This is a genomic window from Mycolicibacterium novocastrense, assembly GCF_001499835.1.
In the GTDB taxonomy this organism is placed as follows: domain Bacteria; phylum Actinomycetota; class Actinomycetes; order Mycobacteriales; family Mycobacteriaceae; genus Mycobacterium; species Mycobacterium novocastrense.
The window spans coordinates 71,963-90,039 of the sequence record NZ_LQIH01000015.1 but is presented as its reverse complement, the minus strand read 5'-3'; the positions used below and the strand labels follow the sequence as shown (position 1 = coordinate 90,039).

Genomic DNA, 18,077 nt, shown 5'->3' with positions numbered 1-18,077 from the left:
AACCCTACTCATCCGAATGGCGGTTAGTGTGCTGTTTTGGCAAAGATTCCTCGCGGGTGCGTCGAGGCCAAAGGCGTCGATCTCCCGGTGCAGGCTTGATCACCCGATTTGCGCTGGTTATCGCGCTGCAGAAGCTTTGACGACCAAAGCTGTTCCAGCGCTTGACGCTGCGTACAGCAAGCTTTCAGGCACCGAAAAGCCCGCCCTCAGCAAACTTTTAACCCTATTGAATCCGGGGCGCGGGTCGTGGTGGAACCATCCATTCCGACGCGTATTGCGGTTCGTGCCCGATAACTGCCAGCGAACACCGAATGGAAAACTGAAGAGCGCACAATCGAATTAGCCCCCCAGCCGCGCCTTAAATTGACGCCAGACGCTATTTCGAATTACTGGTAAAACACTCGAAACCGCGTTGTCTGATGCGGCCGCTTGTGACGCGCCCCGACCTCGCGTGAGCTGGCGAAAGACCGTGGCGCCTACGGTGCGCTGACTTACCCTCTGAGAGTGCCATCCCAGGCCCGAGCCGGCGGCGGCCCTGCTATCCGAGCGAAGGGGCTGACGAAGCGGTTCGGCCATGTGGTCGCCGTCAACGACGTGACGATGACGGTGGAGCCCGGCGAGGTGTTCGGTTTCCTGGGACCCAATGGTGCCGGCAAGTCGACGACGATCCGCCTCCTGCTGGGACTGATAAGTCAGACGGCAGGGAGCGCGGAGATCTTCGACTGCGCTGTCGGGGACGTTCGGAGGTCGCATTCGTTCCTCGCGTACGTACCCGCTGATGTAGCGCTTTGGCCGAGACTGACTGGCGCCGAGACCCTCGAGTTACTCGGGTCCCTGGGCCCAGGGGTCGACGCGCCCTACCGCGACCACCTGGTCGACCGATTCCGGCTCGAGCTGGACAAGCCCGCAAGGACGTATTCGACGGGCAACCGCCAGAAAGTCGCCATCGTGGCGGCATTCGCCACCCGTGCTCCGCTTCTGGTACTCGACGAGCCGACGAGCGGATTGGATCCCCTCATGGAGCGGGAGTTTCGCTGCTGCGTCGCAGAGGCACGCGAGAGGGGCCAGACGGTGTTCCTCAGCTCGCATCAGCTGGCCGAGGTGGAGGCCGTGTGTGACCGCGTGGCCATACTTCGTGCCGGGCGGATCGTCGAGATCGACAGCATCGCCGATCTGCGGCGGCTGCGCAGAACGGTGGTCGAGGTGTCCTGTCGCGGTGCCCCGCCGTCCCTCACCGGGGTAGCAGGCGTGGCGAACGTCGAGCAACTGGACCGAGACCGGTTGCGGTTCAGCCTGACCGGCCCGCCCGGACCCGCACTGCAGGCGCTGGCCGCCGCCGATGTCACCGCACTCGCGATGCGCGAACCCACACTCGAGGAGATCTTTCTCGACTACTACGGTGAGGCGCCGCCATGACCACCGACACGCGGCTCGGTTCGTCGGCCGTCGGGCTCCGGCTGGCGCCGGGGCGCGCTGTGGCCCGACTTGCGGTGCACCAGGTGCGAGGTGGAGCCGTGGCGGTTGCGGTGGTCTGCGGGGTCATGTCGGCGTGGGTCGCGAACCAATACCAACCGATCGGCGATCTGCTGGATGAGTCGGGCATGGAGGCACTTTCGGAGAATCCCGCGGTCCGGATCCTCTCGGGCCCGCCCATCGCTCTCGACGATCCCGGTGGCTTTGCCGTGTGGCGCACCGGCATTCCCGTGACGTTGCTCGCCAGCGTATGGATCATCCTCGTCGCGACCCGTATCACTCGCGGTGAGGAAGACGCCGGAAGGTGGGATCTCCTCCTTGCGAGCCGACTGCGAGTTGTGGACCTTGTCGTCCGCTGTCTCGCGGTCCTTGTCGGCGCCGCCGCTCTGGTCGGCGCGTGTGTGGCGGCGGGACTTCTGGCGGCCGGTACGGAGACGGCCGGTACGGTGATCTATTCGATTGGTATTGCCTGTGTCAGTTCGACTTTCGCTATAACGGGGGCACTCACCGGGCAACTGGCCACGACGAGGTTCGGTGCCACGGCACTGGCGACCGGGGTTCTCGGAACTGCGCTCGCATTGCGCATGCTCGCCGATGGAAGCAGTCAACTGGCGTGGTTGGCTTGGACGACACCGTTCGGGCTGATGAACCGCACGGCACCTTACGCGGAGAACCGAATCCTGCCGTTGCTCATACTGAGCATGATCCCGGTGGTGCTGGCCGGTGCGGCTATCGCCGCTGCAGAGCGCCGTGATCTGGCGAGCGGCCTTGTGGCGATGCCCAAGACCCGTCGGCGGCGATACCGACTGCTGCACTCCGTCGAGGGTTTCGCCGTTCGTAGCAGCCTACGGATCACCCAGTGGTGGGCATTGGGCATCTCGGCCTACTTCCTGGTCGCCGGCGCGTTGCTCGCCTCGGTCCTCGACTTGTTCGCCACCAATTCGCGGTTCGCTCAACTAGCGGTTGCAGCCGGAACGGGTGTTGACGACATTCCGGAGGTCTTCGCGACGTCTATGTTCGGCGTGCTGGCCATCGCGACCGGGCTCTACGCGACGATGCAGCTCGCGCGAACCGTCGCAGATGAGAATGCGGGCCGGCGGACCCTGCTGTTGGCTCAGCCACTTTCTCGCTCGCGGCTGATCTCTGCCGAGATCGTCGTGACCGCCTGTGGAGTGCTCGTGTTGCATTGCTCGGCTGCAGTCGCCGTCTGGGGTGGCGCCAGGATCACCGGTGGCCCGATGCAGCTCACCGATGCCCTCGCGAATGCGCTGATCTTCGTGCCGGCGGCGTGGCTTGCGATCGGTCTGGCCGCAGTCGGCGTTGGGTGGTTCCCCTCCGCCGTCGGTGTGCTCGGCGCACTCCCGCTGGTCGGTGGCTACATGATCAATGTGGTTGCCCAGACAACGAATTCTCCGTCGTGGATCGACGGACTGTCGCCGTGGACGCACCTCACCACCGCTGCGGGCGCACCGTTCGACTGGACGGCAGCCGCGATTCTCGTGCTCATTGGCGTGGGGTCCGTCGCGGTGGGGGTTCATGGGTATGTCCGGCGTGACTTGGCGACGTGAGCCGCGGCAGGACTCGACTGCGCAGCGGCAATCGCTAAATTAGTTGTATGCAAATCTCGCCTCGTCTTTGACCGAGGATCTGTGCGCACAACCATTCTTCGAATCGATTCCCCGGTATTCGTATTGACGACGAGCAAATCGTCTCCTGCGCATACCGGCGCGACGTGAGTTCATCGGAGAAAAACATTCCACCCCAGGCCATACGCATGTATCGCCCGAATTGAGTGAAGTCGGCATCACGGATGAAGGCGGAGCCAGTCGGGTGCACGAGCCCCCATACGCTCTGCCGGAGGACGATGCCGACCGGCGACCCGCTTGCTGTGCGGCCCACACTCGCGCCGCGATCAACAGCCCTGAATGCAGTTACCTAGGAAACTTTTTGACCGCATCTCGGCGCTGTCGCCGTGTCCGTCGCGGACGTCTGGCGAACTCGCGACCGAGGTTCGGTGGGCTGACCTACGATGTATCGGAGCAGCAGACGCATTCGACAACCTTAGTGGTCGCGGCTCGCGTTGAAGGGAAACCCGCATGGGATTGATACCGGTCTTCGGCGAAATGAAGGAACAGGTCGAGGAAGCCTTCGAACTCCTCACACGTGCCGTCACGGCGCTAGAAGTACTTGCGGTGGAACAGAAACGGGCCAATGACCTGTATGTGGAAGCGAACAGTGGATCTCTGCCACGCGTTCAGAAGGCCACGAAGCTAGCGCAATGAGCTGATGCGCGACCGCCTGCATGCGTCCGAGGTATCCCTTCTGAGACCTCAAAAGGGGCGTAGCGTCAGCAGCCTCGAGGACCTCGACTTCTTCACCGACAGGTCGCTCGTGGAGGATCCCTACGACTATTACGACGCGATACGTCGTTGCCCCGTGCGGCGTGAACCGGCGCACGGTGTGGTGATGGTGTCGGGGTACGACGAGGCCGTCGCCGTGCAACGCGATCCCGCCCAGGACTTGTCGGTATGCAATATCGTCAGCGGCCCCTGGTCGGGGATTCCGGTCGACACCAACAGCGATGACATCTCCGATCTGATCGAACGCCACCAGCACAAGGTGACGTTCGGTGATTACTTCATCACCTTCGATCCGCCGAAGCACACCGCGCACCGCTCCTTGTTGAGCAGGTTGTTCACGCCCAAGCAACTCAAGAACAACGCCGACTTCCTCTGGCGTCTCGCCGATGAGCAGCTCGACTGCTTCGTCGAGCGGGGGAAGTGCGAGTTCGTCCTCGACTACAGCTTCCCGTTCACGGTGGTGGCGATCGCTCATCTGCTGGGCGTCCCGGAGGCCGACCTGGATAGATTCCGCAGCGCCGCGGAAGTCAGCAGGCTCAAAGGTGAACGCCGAGACTTCGTCGGCGCCCGCGAGGAGTGGTTCGTCCACTACATCGAAGAGCGTCGTCGCCGGCCGGCTGACGACGTCCTCACCGAGCTCGCGACGGCGAAATTCCCCGACGGGACCACACCTGGCGCGATGGACGTCGCTCGCGTCGCGACGTTCATGTTCGCCGCCGGCCACGGCACCTCGGTCGACTTCATGAGTAGCGCGATGCTGATGCTGGCCGAACGGCCTGACCTCCAAGCGCAACTGCGCGAGGACCGATCAAAGATCTCGCCGTTCATCGAGGAGCTGCTTCGATTCGAAAGCCCGATCAAATCCAACTTCCGCATGGCGCGGCGCACGACCAGGATCGGCGACGTCGATGTGCGGGCAGGTGCGAGCATCCTCGTGATGAACGGCGCGGCCAACCGCGATCCGAGACGGTTCGACGAGCCCGCAGAGTTCCGTCTGGACCGACCAAACATGCTGCAGCACATCGCGTTCGGACGCGGTATCCACACCTGCCCGGGCGCCCCCATCGCCCGGGCCGAGGCACGCCTGACCTTGGAGCGGGTCCTTGACCGGATGGCGGATATCCGCCTCTCGGAGCACCGGCACGGGCCGGCAGGTGATCGCCGGTTCGCGTGGGACCGGACTTTCCTGTTTCGACGCCTCAAGGAACTGCACCTGGAATTCACGCCGATCTGAGGCGATCAGCGCCACCGCGAGGATTCGCCTGCTGGTCCGGAAGCCGGCCCTACGCTTCGCCCAGCGTGACCTGCGCCGTCTGAGCAGCCCCCGCTCCGTCGAGATAGGTGACGGAAACGCTCTCCCCGGGGGCGCGCGAGCGGATCGCCGCCACGAGCGCCTCAGGGCCGTCGATCGGCTGGTTGTCGATCTTGGTGATCACTGCTTCGCCCGGCAGTCCAGCCGCGGATGCGGGCCCACCGTTGACGACGGCGACGGCTGCGCCGCCGGCCTTGGTGGCTTCTCTACCAAGCTTCACACCGAGCGCACCGTGACTGGCGGAGCCCGTCGTGACCAGTTCGTGGGCGACACGCTTGGCCTGATCCGAGGGGATCGCGAAGCCCAGCCCGATGGAACCGCTCGGACCGCCGGAGCCGCCGCCCATGCTCGCGATTGCGGAGTTCACGCCGATCAACTCGCCGCGCATGTTCACTAATGCGCCGCCGGAGTTACCCGGGTTCACCGCGGCATCTGTCTGGATGGCGTTGAGCACGGTGACGTCGCCACCCGCCTCGCCGCCGGCGGACACCGGCCGGTTCAGCGCGCTGACGATGCCCGTCGTCACCGTTCCCTGCAAGCCGAGGGGCGAGCCGATCGCGACGACCTGCTCGCCGACTTTCACGTCCGCCGAGGATCCGATGGCGATGGGCGTCAATCCGGAAACCCCCTCGGCGCGAACGACGGCAAGGTCGCCCGATGGGTCGGTACCGACAACGGTGAAGGGTGCGGTTCTGCCGTCGGAGAAGGCCACGGTTGCCGTGGGCGCGCCACGTCGCGAGCTGGGAAACACTCCCCGCTCGCCTCCGGCCGCGGCAGCCACGACGTGGTTGTTGGTGAGGATGAGGCCGTCGTCGCTCAACACGATCCCCGAACCCGAAGGGCCCTCACCACCCAAGTCGATCTTCAACTGGACGACGCTCGGCAGCACCCGGGCCGCGACCTCCTCGACCGTACCCGCGGGCGCGGTGGCCGCGGCGCGTGGTGTGAGGGGCGCACTACCGATCGGTGTCTGCGCGGCGACCGGGTGGTGCGTACGGTCGTCGATGCCCACGACAGCGGCGCCGATCCCGCCGCCGACCACCGCGCAAACGACAGCGCCGGCGACGACGAGTCCGCGGCGAGACTTCTTCAGTTGAATCCTGGGGATCGGAGCGGTATCGGCTTGCTGCGCAGGGTGATTCAGGTCAAAGGGTGGCGGCTGGCCGTGACGCCACTCATAGCGCAGATGTGAGGGGATGTGAGCCTGGTAGTGCAGATACGACTGCGCCGCAGCCGAACTCGCGGGCTGGTCCGTGGTATACCGCGGAGTGTTGGTCATTTGCGTTCGTTCTCTTTCTGGATCGTTGATCAGCCCACATGGCCTCAGCACACGGTCCCCGCGTTGACTGAGAGTGGACTGAGAACTGACTCAACAAATTCCGAGAGATCGAATTGTGATCGTCACACCGCCGAGGAAGCGGTTCTATTCCGGATCGGTGAAGACGGGCTGCTGCCCCGACATCCCGGCCATGACAGCAGCGATCTGATTGGGCTTACCGAGCAGTCCGGTCTGCAACTGTGATTCACACGAGAGCGCCGCCGCGGCGTCATCACTGGCCCAGGTCGCGTTGTAGAGACGCTTGGCGGCGCGCACGGCATCCGGAGATTTCTGCGCGATCTCACCGGCAAGTTCCAACGCAGCGGCAAGCGGATCGTCCGCGGTTCGAGTGACCAGACCGACCTCCGACGCCTCACTGCCGGAGACGATGCGCCCGGTGAACGTCAACTCCTTGGCGACGTCGATTGGTATCAGCCGGGGCAGCGTCTGCGTGATACCCATGTCGGGAACGAGGCCCCACTTGATTTCCATGATGGACAACCTCGCGTCGGCAGCCGCTATCCGGATGTCTGCGCCCAGCGCGATCTGAAGACCGCCGCCAAAACAGTTGCCGTGGATCGCGGCGATGACGGGCGCCGGCACCAGCGACCAGTCGTACGACACGCGCTGGGCGAAGTTGGCCGGGTGATCGGCGTCTCGGTTCAACAGGACGTTCGTGCCACCCCGCTGGGCCGCGAAGCTTGCGACGTCCAGGCCCGAGCAGAAGCTCTTACCCTCGCCATGCAACACGACCGCGCGGATCGAGGGGACGCCGGCGACCTGCTCAGCGGCATTGACCAGGCCTTCGAACATGGCGTGGTCGAGCGCGTTGTGCTTGTCTGCGCGAATCATCGTCACGGTGGCCACGCCGCTGCCACTGATCTCCACTCGAACCCTGTCTTCGCTCACGCGTGGCAACATACCGCGCAGCGGTGCCGATTTGGGGTCAGGGCCTCGCTTGACGAGCCGGCTACGGTGCCAGACGTAGCACGCCCAAGCGCACGAGGGGCTCGATCACGCCGGCCTTCTCGGCCGCGGTGAGGTCACCCGGGAGCTCGCGAACGTAGAACGCGTGCGTATCGACGATGAATTCTACTGCCTCACTTGCTATTTCATCGACCGCGAGCACCGTGTCACCCGTGCTATTCATTATGTGGATGGTGTGGTTCTCGGTGGTGACCGTCAAAGTCTGCGCCATATCGTTGATGACCCGGGTGCACGGAGCGACGTTGTCGCTGTCGTACCAGATTGCTGGAAGCGGGTGGCCGAACAACTCCTCGTATCGCCGGCAGAAGTCGTCGAAGGAAGCGGTCTCTTGTGGGCGACCGTCAAGTAGCGTCGTTTCGGGCCCGCCTCGCTCACCGGCGGGCGCGTGGTGGACGTAGCGCCCGAAGTAACGCTGACCGTAGTCGGTGTACTCGGTGGTGAACAGCACGAAGGCGTGCCAGGCTTCGTCCACCATCGCCGAACACATGTCGAACGCCTTGTCAGGGGTTGCCGCGCACAGCACGAGGTATTTCTTCGCCTCGGTGAAGAGTTGTTCGGCAGACTCCCGGCTCGCGACGACCCGGTCCCTGACAAGTCGATCGATCACGTAGGGCGCTTCGAACGCCAACGCCGCTTCAAGTCGACCTTCATGCGCCACGGCCGATCACCGTCTCCCGGACGAAACATCGGCGCGGGGTTGAATGCACCCGCAGTTGGCGGGAGCGGATCGTCCGGCGGGGCTGGTGATGGTGAGCCTGCCGACGGCGACCTTCTGCGTGGCGTTCTTCATCTTGCTCATGTTGGCTACCTTTCTGTTGCCAGGCCCGCTGGTCGAGGCCCGTTCGGTGATTCGACTATCGCCCGCGGCGACAGCTTGAACAGTCCGCAGAGCGGTGGATTCGACGGGGGAATCGGCGTCCACCGATCGGTCGACCCGAGCGGCCGACGGTGCCCGGCCGCAGGGAGTGTCAAGGATCAGCCGAAGTAACTGTCAACCATCAGCCGAAACACTGTCCGGGCAGCACCCGAAGACCGAATGTCACCCGTCAACCGCAGTGAGACACGTGTGAAGTGGAGCTGCTGAAACGTTACTCGAAACCTGTGTACCAGGGGCGACGGCTGCGGCGGATGGTCGATTTGGCGCAGAAATCGGCAAAAATGCCGGTCAGAAGCCTTGAACGGGAAGTTCGAATGCAACGGGTGGACCGACGGCTGCCCGCTGAGACGATCGCCGAGCTGGTCCAGGCATACCGAGATGGCACCTCCACTACACAGCTTCGGAAGCGCTACGAACTCAGTCAGGGCAGCGTCGTCAAGCTCTTGCATGAACATGGTGTCACGATGCGGGGTCAGGGGTTGGCCGCTGGTGACGTGCCTGCGGCGGTCGAACGGTACCGAGGCGGAGCAACGCTCGCACAGCTTGGTGAACAGTTCGGCCTCTCTCCTAATGCCGTACGCCGAGCGCTGGCGTCCGCCGGTGTAGTGATGCGACCGCGGGGCGGGAGCAAGCCGCAGGGTTAGCGGTTTTGGGTAACGCGACACCGCGTAAACCTTCTGCGCGTCTCGAGAAAGCGATGGCGGCAAGGTAATCGGTGTCGGTGCCGACGCACTACGGCTCGGCATCGAGATAGGCCTTCCGGCAGTCCTGGAGCTCCTTCCAGTGCGCCTCTAGCCCAGACAGCGTTGGCGCAACACCAAGTGTCGGTAGTGGTTGCGAATGCCCAGGAATGTAACGACACGCCTCTTCAAACACACGTGTGACAACTTCAACCGCAGCGGGAAGTGCTGTCGCCTTGATCTTTGGAAGGACCGTCATACGCACTTGGGGCTGATATCGCTGCGCCACCCCCTGCAGAAGTTCCGTTTCCGTGAACACCTCGCACCAAGAACGAATCCAGTCGTAGCCCTCACGGACCAGGGCGGCGCGAGCTTCTCCATCAACAGCTTTTGCGGCCTCAATGGTCTTGTTAATGTTCGCCTTGAGGTTCGACAAGGTGTCCCATCGGGGACCTGAAGCCCGAGTGACTTGACCCTTGCCTCCCTCATCTGTGACTTGAAAATAACTGCAGCGCTTCGAGTTTTCGAATAGAGCGAGAAGCGTAGTGGCGAAGAAGATGTCGTGCGTAAAGACGATAACCTGGTGATTCTCGGCGAGGAGTGCAACGCGTTCCGCGACCTCGTTTATCCGCCGATGGTCAAGGCTCGATACCGGGTCGTCGAAGATGACGGGCGCCGTGATGCCCGCAAGGCGTGCCTCAGCCAGGAAGTCCGCCATCGCTAAGACCTTCTGCTCGCCCTCGGAAAGTACCTTCGACGGCTTATGTTTGCCGACCATAGTCTTGCGGCGCTGCGCTTTACCCTGGCGGCCAACGAATTCAACGTTCAAGGTTGGGGCCCGCAGTGCGTTGCATTCCTCTGCGAATAGCTTGTCGAAGTTTTGGTTGATCAACTGATCACTAGCCGATTTCGCGAGCTCAGTCACTGCTCTGCACGTGCCGGGGAGCGGTCGGGCGAGAATGCGTAGTTTGTCAGCCTCTTTCGCGCGCTCAACCTGACTCTGGATAGCCGACCATGATTTAGCCAGTTCGGCGGAAGCAATCAACTCCGTAAGTTCATGCCGCTTCTCCGCAAGCGCACCGGCCCTATTCGCAGCTTGCTGCTTAAGCTCCTCCACCTTCTGCACGACGGTCTGTAGTGACGAAACAAGCTCCTGCAGAAGCACCTGCGCGGCTGTGGAATCTTCCTCCGAAAAGCGTGATTCGTTGTTGGCGGCTTGTACAGCGCGTTCGATGAGGCCGTCCAGGGACTGGAGGTGACCATAGAACGTTGGTCGGTCCTCACGCTCTTCGAATTCTGTAAGGAACGCCGTCATCTCAGTTATGTCCAGTTGTCGAACGGGCATGGCGAGGCTCGCGATCTTTGTGCCGACGTCCGCAAGATCTTTAGAAATCTTGTCGGCCAGATAGTCTCGATACTTCTCAATCAGTTGGCCAGCTGTGTCACTGAGTGCTTGACGGCAATATAGACACCTCGACTCGTCATGAACGCCGAGCTCTTCAAGATGCTGTCTGTATCGGTCACCGCTCGAAACAAAGGCCTCCCATGCCTCTTCCGGTTCCGCCGGTAGGTTGGCAGCAGCGAACAGCTCAGCTCGGAATGCCTTATAGTCCTCTCGGAGTTCGGCTCTCCGATTGAGGGCTGCGTTGTACTCGGCGACATCTAGCGTGGCCAACGTTTCAGCAGCCGCCTGTGCCTGCTTGAGTACGCGCTCGTGCCTTTGACCCGTCGATATCTCGGTCCCAATGGTGTTCGCCTCCAAAGCGGCAACTGCTCGACGGAGGACGTCGATACGTTCGTCGACCTGGGAGTCGTCGTCCGCTCGCGCTCTGAGCTCCGTGAGATCTGTAGAAGCACCGAGTGTTTCGATCAGCGGATAGACAGTGGAATTCCTCGGAAACCGACTCAGCAGCGTGGATGAAGCGGTCCCTAGATCGCTGATCGCGCTCTCAATATGTCCTTGTACTGCTTTGACACCCGATATGACATGGTTGAACAACGACAGAACGGTCGGCACATAAACATATTCCAGATCTTCATCGACGTGATAGTTGACCGACGGGCTGTCGAAGATGGACAAGCGTGTGAATGGGACGACCGCATGCTCGCCAGTCCAGATGAACTCCTTGTTGTCGTTCCCTAATGCATACGAGATATGCGCTGATTGCGGCTGCTCCTCTCCTGCAGTGATGTCACCCAGGATCACTTGGTCAGCTGTGCGACTGCCAGCCAGCGCTTTGAAGATCCGGGCGTAACCAGTCTTGCCAGTACCGTTCTCGCCAAAGAGGATCGTCAAGCCAGCGTGCGGCTCGATGACTGATCCAGAAACAAGGGCATTCACACCAGTCACGTCAGACAGCTTCGTGATCACAAGAGGGAATTCGGCATCTTCGTCCCGTGTCTCAACCGCGAGGGGCGGTTCTGCCAGTAGGGACCGAGGATCTAGACCCTTCTCCTGCCTGAAAAGAGCGTAGGCCTGTTCGAGGACCCCCTCGGCTAGAGGCCGACCGCTACTAAGTACATTGCGTACGATGAAGCGTAGCCACTCATCTTGATCATTTGCCCAGGCGGCCAACGTTTCTCGCGGATCTGGCGCGCGGGGTCCTTCCTCGTAAGAAGCATCCTGTTCTTCCGCGGTCATGTCAGTGCTTCGCTTCCCTTGGTCACGGCGGAGCCTTCCCCGTTGGTCGCGAAGAGCTCGGCGTGGTGTAGAACGAGTTGATTGCCTTCTCAAGCACAGGAGAGTCGTTACCGCTAATCATCGGGACCCCCACCGGTCGTCGCGCTCAGACCGAAGAAGCGCTCGAAGAACGCGCCGAGCTTGGTGAGGACGCGCTGCTTCTTCTCGCCATGGCCACCTCCGGCAGCGAAACGCGTTACGGGCGGAAGCACTTTGGTGATGGCGGTGCCAGTCGTCTGGATGGCGCCATCGCGGAAGGCAGTCTCGACGAACTTGCGTGTTTCCTCCGGCTTGAGACCCTCCTCAGCGATGATCCGGTCGAGCTCCTCGGCCTTCTTCGTAGCGACATATTCGCGCCACTCTTCGTCAATCTCGCCAGTGGCCGAGATCGAGTCGACGAAGTCCTCGATGAGGTCTTTCTTGTTGCGCAGGCTCGGGCTGGCGTCGACAGCCCGGCTGATCTCGGCGCGGATCTCCTTGTCTTCGCCCTCACCGTGCGCCTGGCGGTACTTCTGTACGAGCATCAGGATGTAATCGACGTTGATTTCGACCTGCTTGATGAGCTCAATCTCGAAGACGACGTCATCGATGATTGACTCTTTGTCGGCGTCCGCGGCCTTGCGGAACTCGGCGTAGAGGTCGAGGTAGACGCTGCGGTAGTCCTGGCTCTGGCGCTGTGTGAGTATCTCATTGCCGGCGAATTCATCGAATGATGTCAGGATGTTCTGCAGCCGCAGGATCTGACCAAACAGGGTGATGAATGCCTTCTGCGCGCTCTCCCCAACGATCGGCTGTCCCAGCGGAAACAGCTGCAGCAGTTCGGTGACTTTGTCGGCGTACTCGTCGTAGTACTCGGCATACGGCTTGAGTAACACGATGCCGCCTGCGTCTTTGTTGCCAAAGAGCGCGATGGCGTCGTTGGTCTCTTCCTCGAGGTCACGGAAGCTGATGATGTTGCCGTACGTCTTGACCGAGTTCAGGATTCGGTTAGTGCGCGAGTAGGCCTGGATCAGGCCGTGGGCGCGCAGGTTCTTGTCGACCCACAGCGTGTTGAGTGTCGTGGCGTCGAAACCGGTTAGGAACATATTGACCACGATGACGACATCGATCTCGCGATTCTTCAGTCGTAGTGACAAGTCTTTGTAGTAGTTCTGAAACTTGTCGGATGAGGTGTCGAAGCTCGTGCCGAAGTACGCGTTGTAGTCCTCGATCGCACCTTCCAGGAAGTCGCGCGAGGGTTTGTCCAGAACATCGGTCTCGAAGCCTTCTTCTTCGAGGGCGCCGTCCTCTACGGGCTCGTTGGAAGCGAATGAGTAAATGAGGCCGACCTTCAACCGGCGGCCTTCTGGCAGCGGCTGCTGCTGCTTCTTGAACTCGCTGTAGTAAGTCTTGGCAGCGTCGATCGAGGCAGTGGCGAACAGCGCGTTGAAGCCGCGCACGCGGCGCTCACCGAGCGAATAGCCCTCTTGGCGCCTTGTCTTCTGGTCGAAGTGTTCCAGCGTGTATTCGACGACCTGGCGGATGCGCTCTGGCGCCAGGAGTGCACGCTCGGTGTCGATAGCGGAGACCTGTTTGTCGGCAATTCCTTCCTGTTCCTTGATGGTGTTGACGTAGTCGATGCGGAACGGCAGGACGTTCTTGTCGTTGATCGCGTCGACGATGGTGTACGTGTGTGCCGCCGTCGGGTGCTGCTCTGGCGGGCAGTCACGCGGATCGCCGTGTAAGTAGCAGCCGAAAGCTTGGGGCGTCGTCCGCAGCTGCGCGTTGCCGCCAGTTCCTGCATTCACGGCGAAGATCGGCGTGCCGGTAAAGCCAAAGAGGTTGTAGCGCTTGAACGCCTTGGTAATCGCTGTATGCATGTCGCCGAACTGTGAACGGTGGCACTCGTCAAAGATGATGACCACGTGGCCTGAATAGATTTGGTGATCTTTATTGGCGCCGATGAACGTTGCGAGTTTCTGGATCGTGGTGATGATGATCTTGGCGCTCGGGTCTTCGAGTTGCTTTTTCAGCACACGAGTTGAGGTGTTGGAGTTGGCAGCGCCCTTCTCGAAGCGGTCGTACTCACGCATGGTCTGGTAGTCGAGATCCTTGCGGTCGACCACAAACAGGACCTTGTTAACGCTCTGGTTCTTTGTAGCAAGCTGTGCAGTCTTGAACGACGTTAGCGTCTTGCCTGACCCGGTGGTGTGCCAGACGTATCCCCCGGCGTCCACAGTGCCGAGCTTCTTGTAGTTGGTCGATATGTCGATCTTCTGCAGGATGCGTTCAGTCGCCACGATCTGATATGGACGCATCACAAGTAGCATCCGGTCAGCCGTCAATACGCAGTACTTGGTCAGGATGTTGAGAAGTGTGTGTCGCGCGAAAAATGTTGTCGCAAAGGCAGTTAAGTCCTGGATTGGCTTGTTGGTGGCATCCGCCCACCACGAGGTGAATTCGTACGAGTTACTGGTCTTCTTTGCCTTCTTCGAGCCGGCGGCTTCATTGATGTGCTGACGCCGAGTGGTGTTGCTGTAGTACTTGGTGTGCGTACCGTTGCTTATGACGAACATTTGCACATAGTCGAAAAGGCCTGAGCCAGCCCAAAAGCTGTCGCGTTGGTAGCGGTTGATCTGGTTGAAGGCCTCGCGGATAGCGACACCGCGCCGCTTGAGTTCGATGTGCACCATCGGCAACCCGTTCACGAGTACAGTCACGTCGTAGCGGTTGGCGTACGTGGCGCCGCCCTCACCCTGGCCGACCTTGTACTGGTTGATGACCTGCAGCGTGTTGTTGTGGATGTTGCTCTTGTCGATCAGCTTGACATTCTTGGTCGAGCCGTCGTCGCGCGTCAGGAGCTGGACGTAGTCCTCTTGGACGCGAATTGTCTTCTCGGCGACACCTTCTCCCTCACCGGCAATCCGCTGCTTGCAAAACTGCTCCCACTCGGTGTCGGTGAACGTGATGTCGTTCAGCGCCTCAAGCTGCATCCGCAGATTGGCAATCAGGTCTTGCTCACTCGTAATTTTCAGGTGCTCATACTCCTGCGACTGCAGGATCTTGATGAACTCACGCTCCAACTGCGTTTCGGATTGATACTCCGTTGCGGTTTTGGCATCCGGTACAAACTCCGCGACGACCGTGCTCTCAGAAGAGACGGCGATCCGGTCATAACGGACCGCCCTGGCCTCGGTCATGCTGCCAACTCCTGGAAACTCAGCAGGCAGTTGCGGTAGTACTCGTACTGCTTACGTCGAGCGTTGAGCTCGGCTGGAATACCGATCTGGGGATCGTTCACTAAAGCGTCAAACTTGTCGAGGATGCCGACAATGCGATCCTGCTCGTCCAGTGTTGGACTGGGAATCGGGATCTTGTTCAGGTTCGCCTGATTCAGCTTTGGCTGCGCGCCACCACTTACGAACGGTGCAAGGTCAATCGAGTTCAGATATATCTCTACGAATCGCCTCTGAGAGTAAGTTGGGAACTCCAGAATGTGCGCGTGGTTGTTAACCCATGTCTTGCCTGAAATCGAGAACGCGATGGGCGTAGACCGTGCTAGGAGATTCGCACCATCCTCTGAAACAAGGAGGTAGTCACCATCAAAAATGTAGTCGCGCACATGGTCGACAACACCTGATGCACCGTAATAAGGAATCTCCCCCGCGATGCGCGAGGATTTCGTGACCGGCCGCCGTCGCGAGTCGAGGTTCGTAGATATTTCGGGCAGCTTCGCCCATCTGACCGCTGTGTGGTCGAAATCGAAGAGGATATCTCGGTAATGACCATACTGGCGTCTGCGAGCCTCCAGCTCTGCTTTCAGATCCGCTTCCAGAGCAGTAAACGAGTCAAGCATGCGAACAATCTCGCGCTGCAACTCGAGAGGCGGAACTGGCATCGCAATTTTCGCAAGAGTGCCGACAGCGAGCCCCGGTTGCGCGCCCTGCGAGACGTACTGATTGAGGTCCATCGCTATTAGCAGGTGGTACGACCACCCGACGTCTATCGTGGGAGGCGAATGCGGTTCCGTTACAACGGCGTGCTCGGTGGCATAGAACTTTCCACTCGCAAGCTTCACGTTGCCGCTTAACGCACCCTGTCGACCAATCAGCAGATATTCCCCATCATGACTGTATTCAGCAACATAGCCACGGATTCCGTTTCCCCCATAGCAGGGGAATGGATGAGTATGGTCACGAACCGGCGAGATTGCAGCCGTTCGGATACTCCTTCCAGCCTTCATCTCGAAAACTTTTCCCATGGGCTCATATGCGACACCACCTGGAGCAAGCCTGGTAATCAGCTCGCCGATTCCACTCATGAGGCACTCTCCAGGTCGGCAACAATGGAGTCGATCTGTTCGCGGAGTTTTGTCTGGCGAGCAACGATCTCGGCGATCTCGGCGTTCAGAGCGGTGATATCAACGGCTTCGGCGGTGTTGTCCTGCTCGACGTAGGACGAGACGGCAAGTTTGTAGTCGTTTGCCTTGATGTCTTCGAACGGGACGAGCGCGGCGAAGTGATCAATGTTTTGCCGGGCGTTGAAGGCGTCGAGGATCTTCTCCTGATGTTCCGGCAGCAGCTTGTTCTTGTTGCCGAACCGCTTCGACTCGTGCGAGGCGTTTATGAAAAGGACGGCGTTGTCCTTTTTCGACTTCTTTAGCACGAGAACGCATGTCGTGATCGTCGTGCCGAAGAATAGATCGTTTGGCAACTGAATTACAGTGTCGACGTAGTTGTTATCGACTAGGTACTTGCGGATCTTCTGCTCGGCGCCGCCACGGTAGAGCGCCCCGGGAAACTGGACAATTGCAGCCGTGCCGTTTACCGCGAGCCACGAAAGCATGTGCATCGTGAAGGCAAGATCGGCCTTGGTCTTCGGCGCAAGTACACCGGCAGGCGCAAAGCGCGGGTCATTGATGAGCAGCGGATTGCTGTCGCCTGCCCAATGGATCGAGTACGGCGGATTAGAGACGATCGCCTCGAACGGCTCATCATCCCAGTGCTGCGGGTCCGTCAACGTGTCGGCGTGCGCGAGGTCGAACTTCTCGTAGTTGATGTCGTGCAGGAACATGTTGATGCGTGCCAGGTTGTAGGTGGTCAAATTGATCTCCTGGCCGAAAAAGCCTTGCCGCACTTTGTCTTTCCCAAGCACCTTGGCGAATTTCAGCAGCAACGACCCCGATCCACATGCCGGGTCGTAGACCTTGTTAACCGACTTCTTCCCGACGACGGTGATCTTCGCCAGTAGCTCCGAAACTTCCTGCGGAGTAAAGAACTCGCCACCGGACTTGCCGGCGCTCGACGCGTACATCGTCATGAGGTACTCGTAGGCGTCACCGAACGAATCAATGGCGTGGTCGTTGAAGTCGCCAAGGTTCAGATCACCGATTGCGTTTAGTAGCTTGACCAACTTCTCGTTGCGCTTGGCCACGGTATTGCCGAGTTTGGCGCTGTTGACATCGAGATCGTCGAACAGACCCTTGATGTCGTCCTCGCTGTCCGCGCCGATCGCCGAACCTTCGATGTTCTTGAAGACCTTCTGAAGCGTCTCGTTGAGGTTTTCGTCCTTGCCAGCGCGCTCGCGGACGTTGGCGAATAGCTCGCTGGGAAGGATGTAGAAGCCCTTTTCCTTGACCGTTTCTTCACGACCGAACTCTGCATCTGCGTCGCCGAGTGCGGCGTAGTCGAAGTCGGGCTGTCCAGCTGCGCGTTCCAGCTCGTTCAGGTAGGCAGTGAGGTTCTCAGAGATGAACCGATAAAAGAGCATGCCGAGCACGTAGCTCTTGAAGTCCCAGCCGTCGACGGCGCCACGTAGCTCGTTGGCAATGCGCCATATCGTCTTGTGGAGCTCGGCCCGCTGAGCCTCCTTTGTTGCAGGAGCCACTACCAGGTCACCACCCTCACGCTCAGGTTGGCGGGGCAGGGGGTCGTCAGCTCGCTCAGCTTGGCCGGGATCGCGCGCCGCTCCTCGAACCGGTCGGAGATGTACTTCAGGAAGACCAGGCCGAGAACAACGTGCTTGTACACACTGGGTTCCTGATTGCCTCGCAGTGCATCAGCAGCGTCCCAGAGTCGCTGTTCAAGTGTCTTGGTTTGCTTAGGCTTCGCCTTGGCTGCTGCTCTCGCCATATGGATTGGACATCCTCCGAGTTAATTGTTCTTGCTAATGACTGCTATTTTATCAAATTGCTCAGCGTTTTCCCAGGTCAGAGCCACTTTTCAGCCTTTGCCCTAGCCTCCCGGTAGAAGCCTACGATGAGAGGGCGACAACCTTTGCGATTAAGCGCGACTCAACCTGCGAATTGCTGTCACAGGAACTCAACACGCTCCAAGCGCAGGGCTGTTACCGCCCGTCCAACGCCCGAGATCGGCACCGTTTTCCGAGCGGAAGTGTGAGACAGTCACCGCG

General features: G+C 60.5%; 14 protein-coding genes. 5 read left to right on the top strand and 9 right to left on the bottom strand.

Features of this window, described 5'->3' with window-relative positions:
* The first annotated feature begins 504 nt into the window (after positions 1-504).
* The 4 genes from AU072_RS13635 to AU072_RS13620 all read left to right on the top strand — a co-directional run bounded on the left by AU072_RS13635 (position 505) and on the right by AU072_RS13620 (position 5,067).
* On the top strand, positions 505-1,416 hold the full coding sequence (locus tag AU072_RS13635; RefSeq protein WP_328586858.1) for an ABC transporter ATP-binding protein: 912 nt from the start codon (positions 505-507) through the stop codon (positions 1,414-1,416).
* Complete coding sequence (locus AU072_RS13630) at positions 1,413-3,041, top strand: ABC transporter permease (protein ID WP_064414256.1); 1,629 nt, start codon at positions 1,413-1,415, stop codon at positions 3,039-3,041. Before AU072_RS13635 ends, AU072_RS13630 begins: the two co-directional genes overlap by 4 nt.
* A gap of 528 nt (positions 3,042-3,569) precedes the next feature.
* On the top strand, positions 3,570-3,755 hold the full coding sequence (locus AU072_RS13625) for a hypothetical protein (protein ID WP_064405940.1): 186 nt from the start codon (positions 3,570-3,572) through the stop codon (positions 3,753-3,755).
* 4 nt (positions 3,756-3,759) lie between these two features.
* Positions 3,760-5,067: a cytochrome P450 gene (locus AU072_RS13620; protein ID WP_064414255.1), complete on the top strand. Its 1,308-nt coding sequence runs from the start codon at positions 3,760-3,762 to the stop codon at positions 5,065-5,067.
* A gap of 49 nt (positions 5,068-5,116) precedes the next feature.
* Here the strand turns inward: AU072_RS13620 and AU072_RS13615 are convergent, their stop codons facing one another.
* The 4 genes from AU072_RS13615 to AU072_RS28790 all read right to left on the bottom strand — a co-directional run bounded on the left by AU072_RS13615 (position 5,117) and on the right by AU072_RS28790 (position 8,249).
* Entirely contained in the window at positions 5,117-6,424 is a 1,308-nt protein-coding gene (locus tag AU072_RS13615; RefSeq protein WP_064414254.1) for a S1C family serine protease, read from the bottom strand.
* Between the two features lie 144 nt (positions 6,425-6,568).
* Complete coding sequence (locus AU072_RS13610) at positions 6,569-7,372, bottom strand: crotonase/enoyl-CoA hydratase family protein (RefSeq protein WP_064414269.1); 804 nt, start codon at positions 7,370-7,372, stop codon at positions 6,569-6,571.
* Positions 7,373-7,433: 61 nt separating this feature from the next.
* Positions 7,434-8,108, bottom strand: a complete 675-nt coding sequence (locus AU072_RS13605; RefSeq protein ID WP_064414253.1) for a glycine-rich domain-containing protein — start codon at positions 8,106-8,108, stop codon at positions 7,434-7,436.
* Between the two features lie 6 nt (positions 8,109-8,114).
* On the bottom strand, positions 8,115-8,249 hold the full coding sequence (locus AU072_RS28790) for a hypothetical protein (protein ID WP_268874537.1): 135 nt from the start codon (positions 8,247-8,249) through the stop codon (positions 8,115-8,117).
* 272 nt (positions 8,250-8,521) lie between these two features.
* Here AU072_RS28790 and AU072_RS28175 point away from each other — a divergent pair, with 272 nt between their 5' ends.
* On the top strand, positions 8,522-8,971 hold the full coding sequence (locus tag AU072_RS28175) for a helix-turn-helix domain-containing protein (protein ID WP_133147288.1): 450 nt from the start codon (positions 8,522-8,524) through the stop codon (positions 8,969-8,971).
* Between the two features lie 88 nt (positions 8,972-9,059).
* Here AU072_RS28175 and AU072_RS13595 read toward each other — a convergent pair whose 3' ends face one another.
* The 5 genes from AU072_RS13595 to AU072_RS27625 form a co-directional block, all read right to left on the bottom strand.
* Positions 9,060-11,648, bottom strand: a complete 2,589-nt coding sequence (locus tag AU072_RS13595; RefSeq protein ID WP_064414251.1) for an AAA family ATPase — start codon at positions 11,646-11,648, stop codon at positions 9,060-9,062.
* Positions 11,649-11,761: 113 nt separating this feature from the next.
* Positions 11,762-14,866: a type I restriction endonuclease subunit R gene (locus tag AU072_RS13590; protein WP_064414250.1), complete on the bottom strand. Its 3,105-nt coding sequence runs from the start codon at positions 14,864-14,866 to the stop codon at positions 11,762-11,764.
* Positions 14,863-15,987: a restriction endonuclease subunit S gene (locus tag AU072_RS13585; RefSeq protein WP_082680862.1), complete on the bottom strand. Its 1,125-nt coding sequence runs from the start codon at positions 15,985-15,987 to the stop codon at positions 14,863-14,865. Before AU072_RS13585 ends, AU072_RS13590 begins: the two co-directional genes overlap by 4 nt.
* Entirely contained in the window at positions 15,984-17,552 is a 1,569-nt protein-coding gene (locus AU072_RS13580) for a type I restriction-modification system subunit M (RefSeq protein ID WP_064414248.1), read from the bottom strand. The genes AU072_RS13585 and AU072_RS13580 overlap by 4 nt, the downstream gene beginning before the upstream one ends.
* Complete coding sequence (locus AU072_RS27625) at positions 17,552-17,797, bottom strand: type I restriction-modification system subunit M N-terminal domain-containing protein (protein WP_082680863.1); 246 nt, start codon at positions 17,795-17,797, stop codon at positions 17,552-17,554. The genes AU072_RS13580 and AU072_RS27625 overlap by 1 nt, the downstream gene beginning before the upstream one ends.
* Positions 17,798-18,077 lie beyond the last annotated feature (280 nt).

What these genes read in the sequence shown, in the direction of transcription:
- AU072_RS13620 (WP_064414255.1), top strand. Translation starts at nt 3,760, where the DNA reads ATGCGCGACCGCCTGCATGCGTCCGAGGTATCCCTTCTGAGACCTCAA.
- AU072_RS13595 (WP_064414251.1), bottom strand. Translation starts at nt 11,648, where the DNA reads ATGACCGCGGAAGAACAGGATGCTTCTTACGAGGAAGGACCCCGCGCG.
- AU072_RS13625 (WP_064405940.1), top strand. Translation starts at nt 3,570, where the DNA reads ATGGGATTGATACCGGTCTTCGGCGAAATGAAGGAACAGGTCGAGGAA.
- AU072_RS13585 (WP_082680862.1), bottom strand. Translation starts at nt 15,987, where the DNA reads ATGAGTGGAATCGGCGAGCTGATTACCAGGCTTGCTCCAGGTGGTGTC.
- AU072_RS27625 (WP_082680863.1), bottom strand. Translation starts at nt 17,797, where the DNA reads ATGGCGAGAGCAGCAGCCAAGGCGAAGCCTAAGCAAACCAAGACACTT.
- AU072_RS13590 (WP_064414250.1), bottom strand. Translation starts at nt 14,866, where the DNA reads ATGACCGAGGCCAGGGCGGTCCGTTATGACCGGATCGCCGTCTCTTCT.
- AU072_RS13630 (WP_064414256.1), top strand. Translation starts at nt 1,413, where the DNA reads ATGACCACCGACACGCGGCTCGGTTCGTCGGCCGTCGGGCTCCGGCTG.
- AU072_RS28790 (WP_268874537.1), bottom strand. Translation starts at nt 8,249, where the DNA reads ATGAGCAAGATGAAGAACGCCACGCAGAAGGTCGCCGTCGGCAGGCTC.
- AU072_RS13615 (WP_064414254.1), bottom strand. Translation starts at nt 6,424, where the DNA reads ATGACCAACACTCCGCGGTATACCACGGACCAGCCCGCGAGTTCGGCT.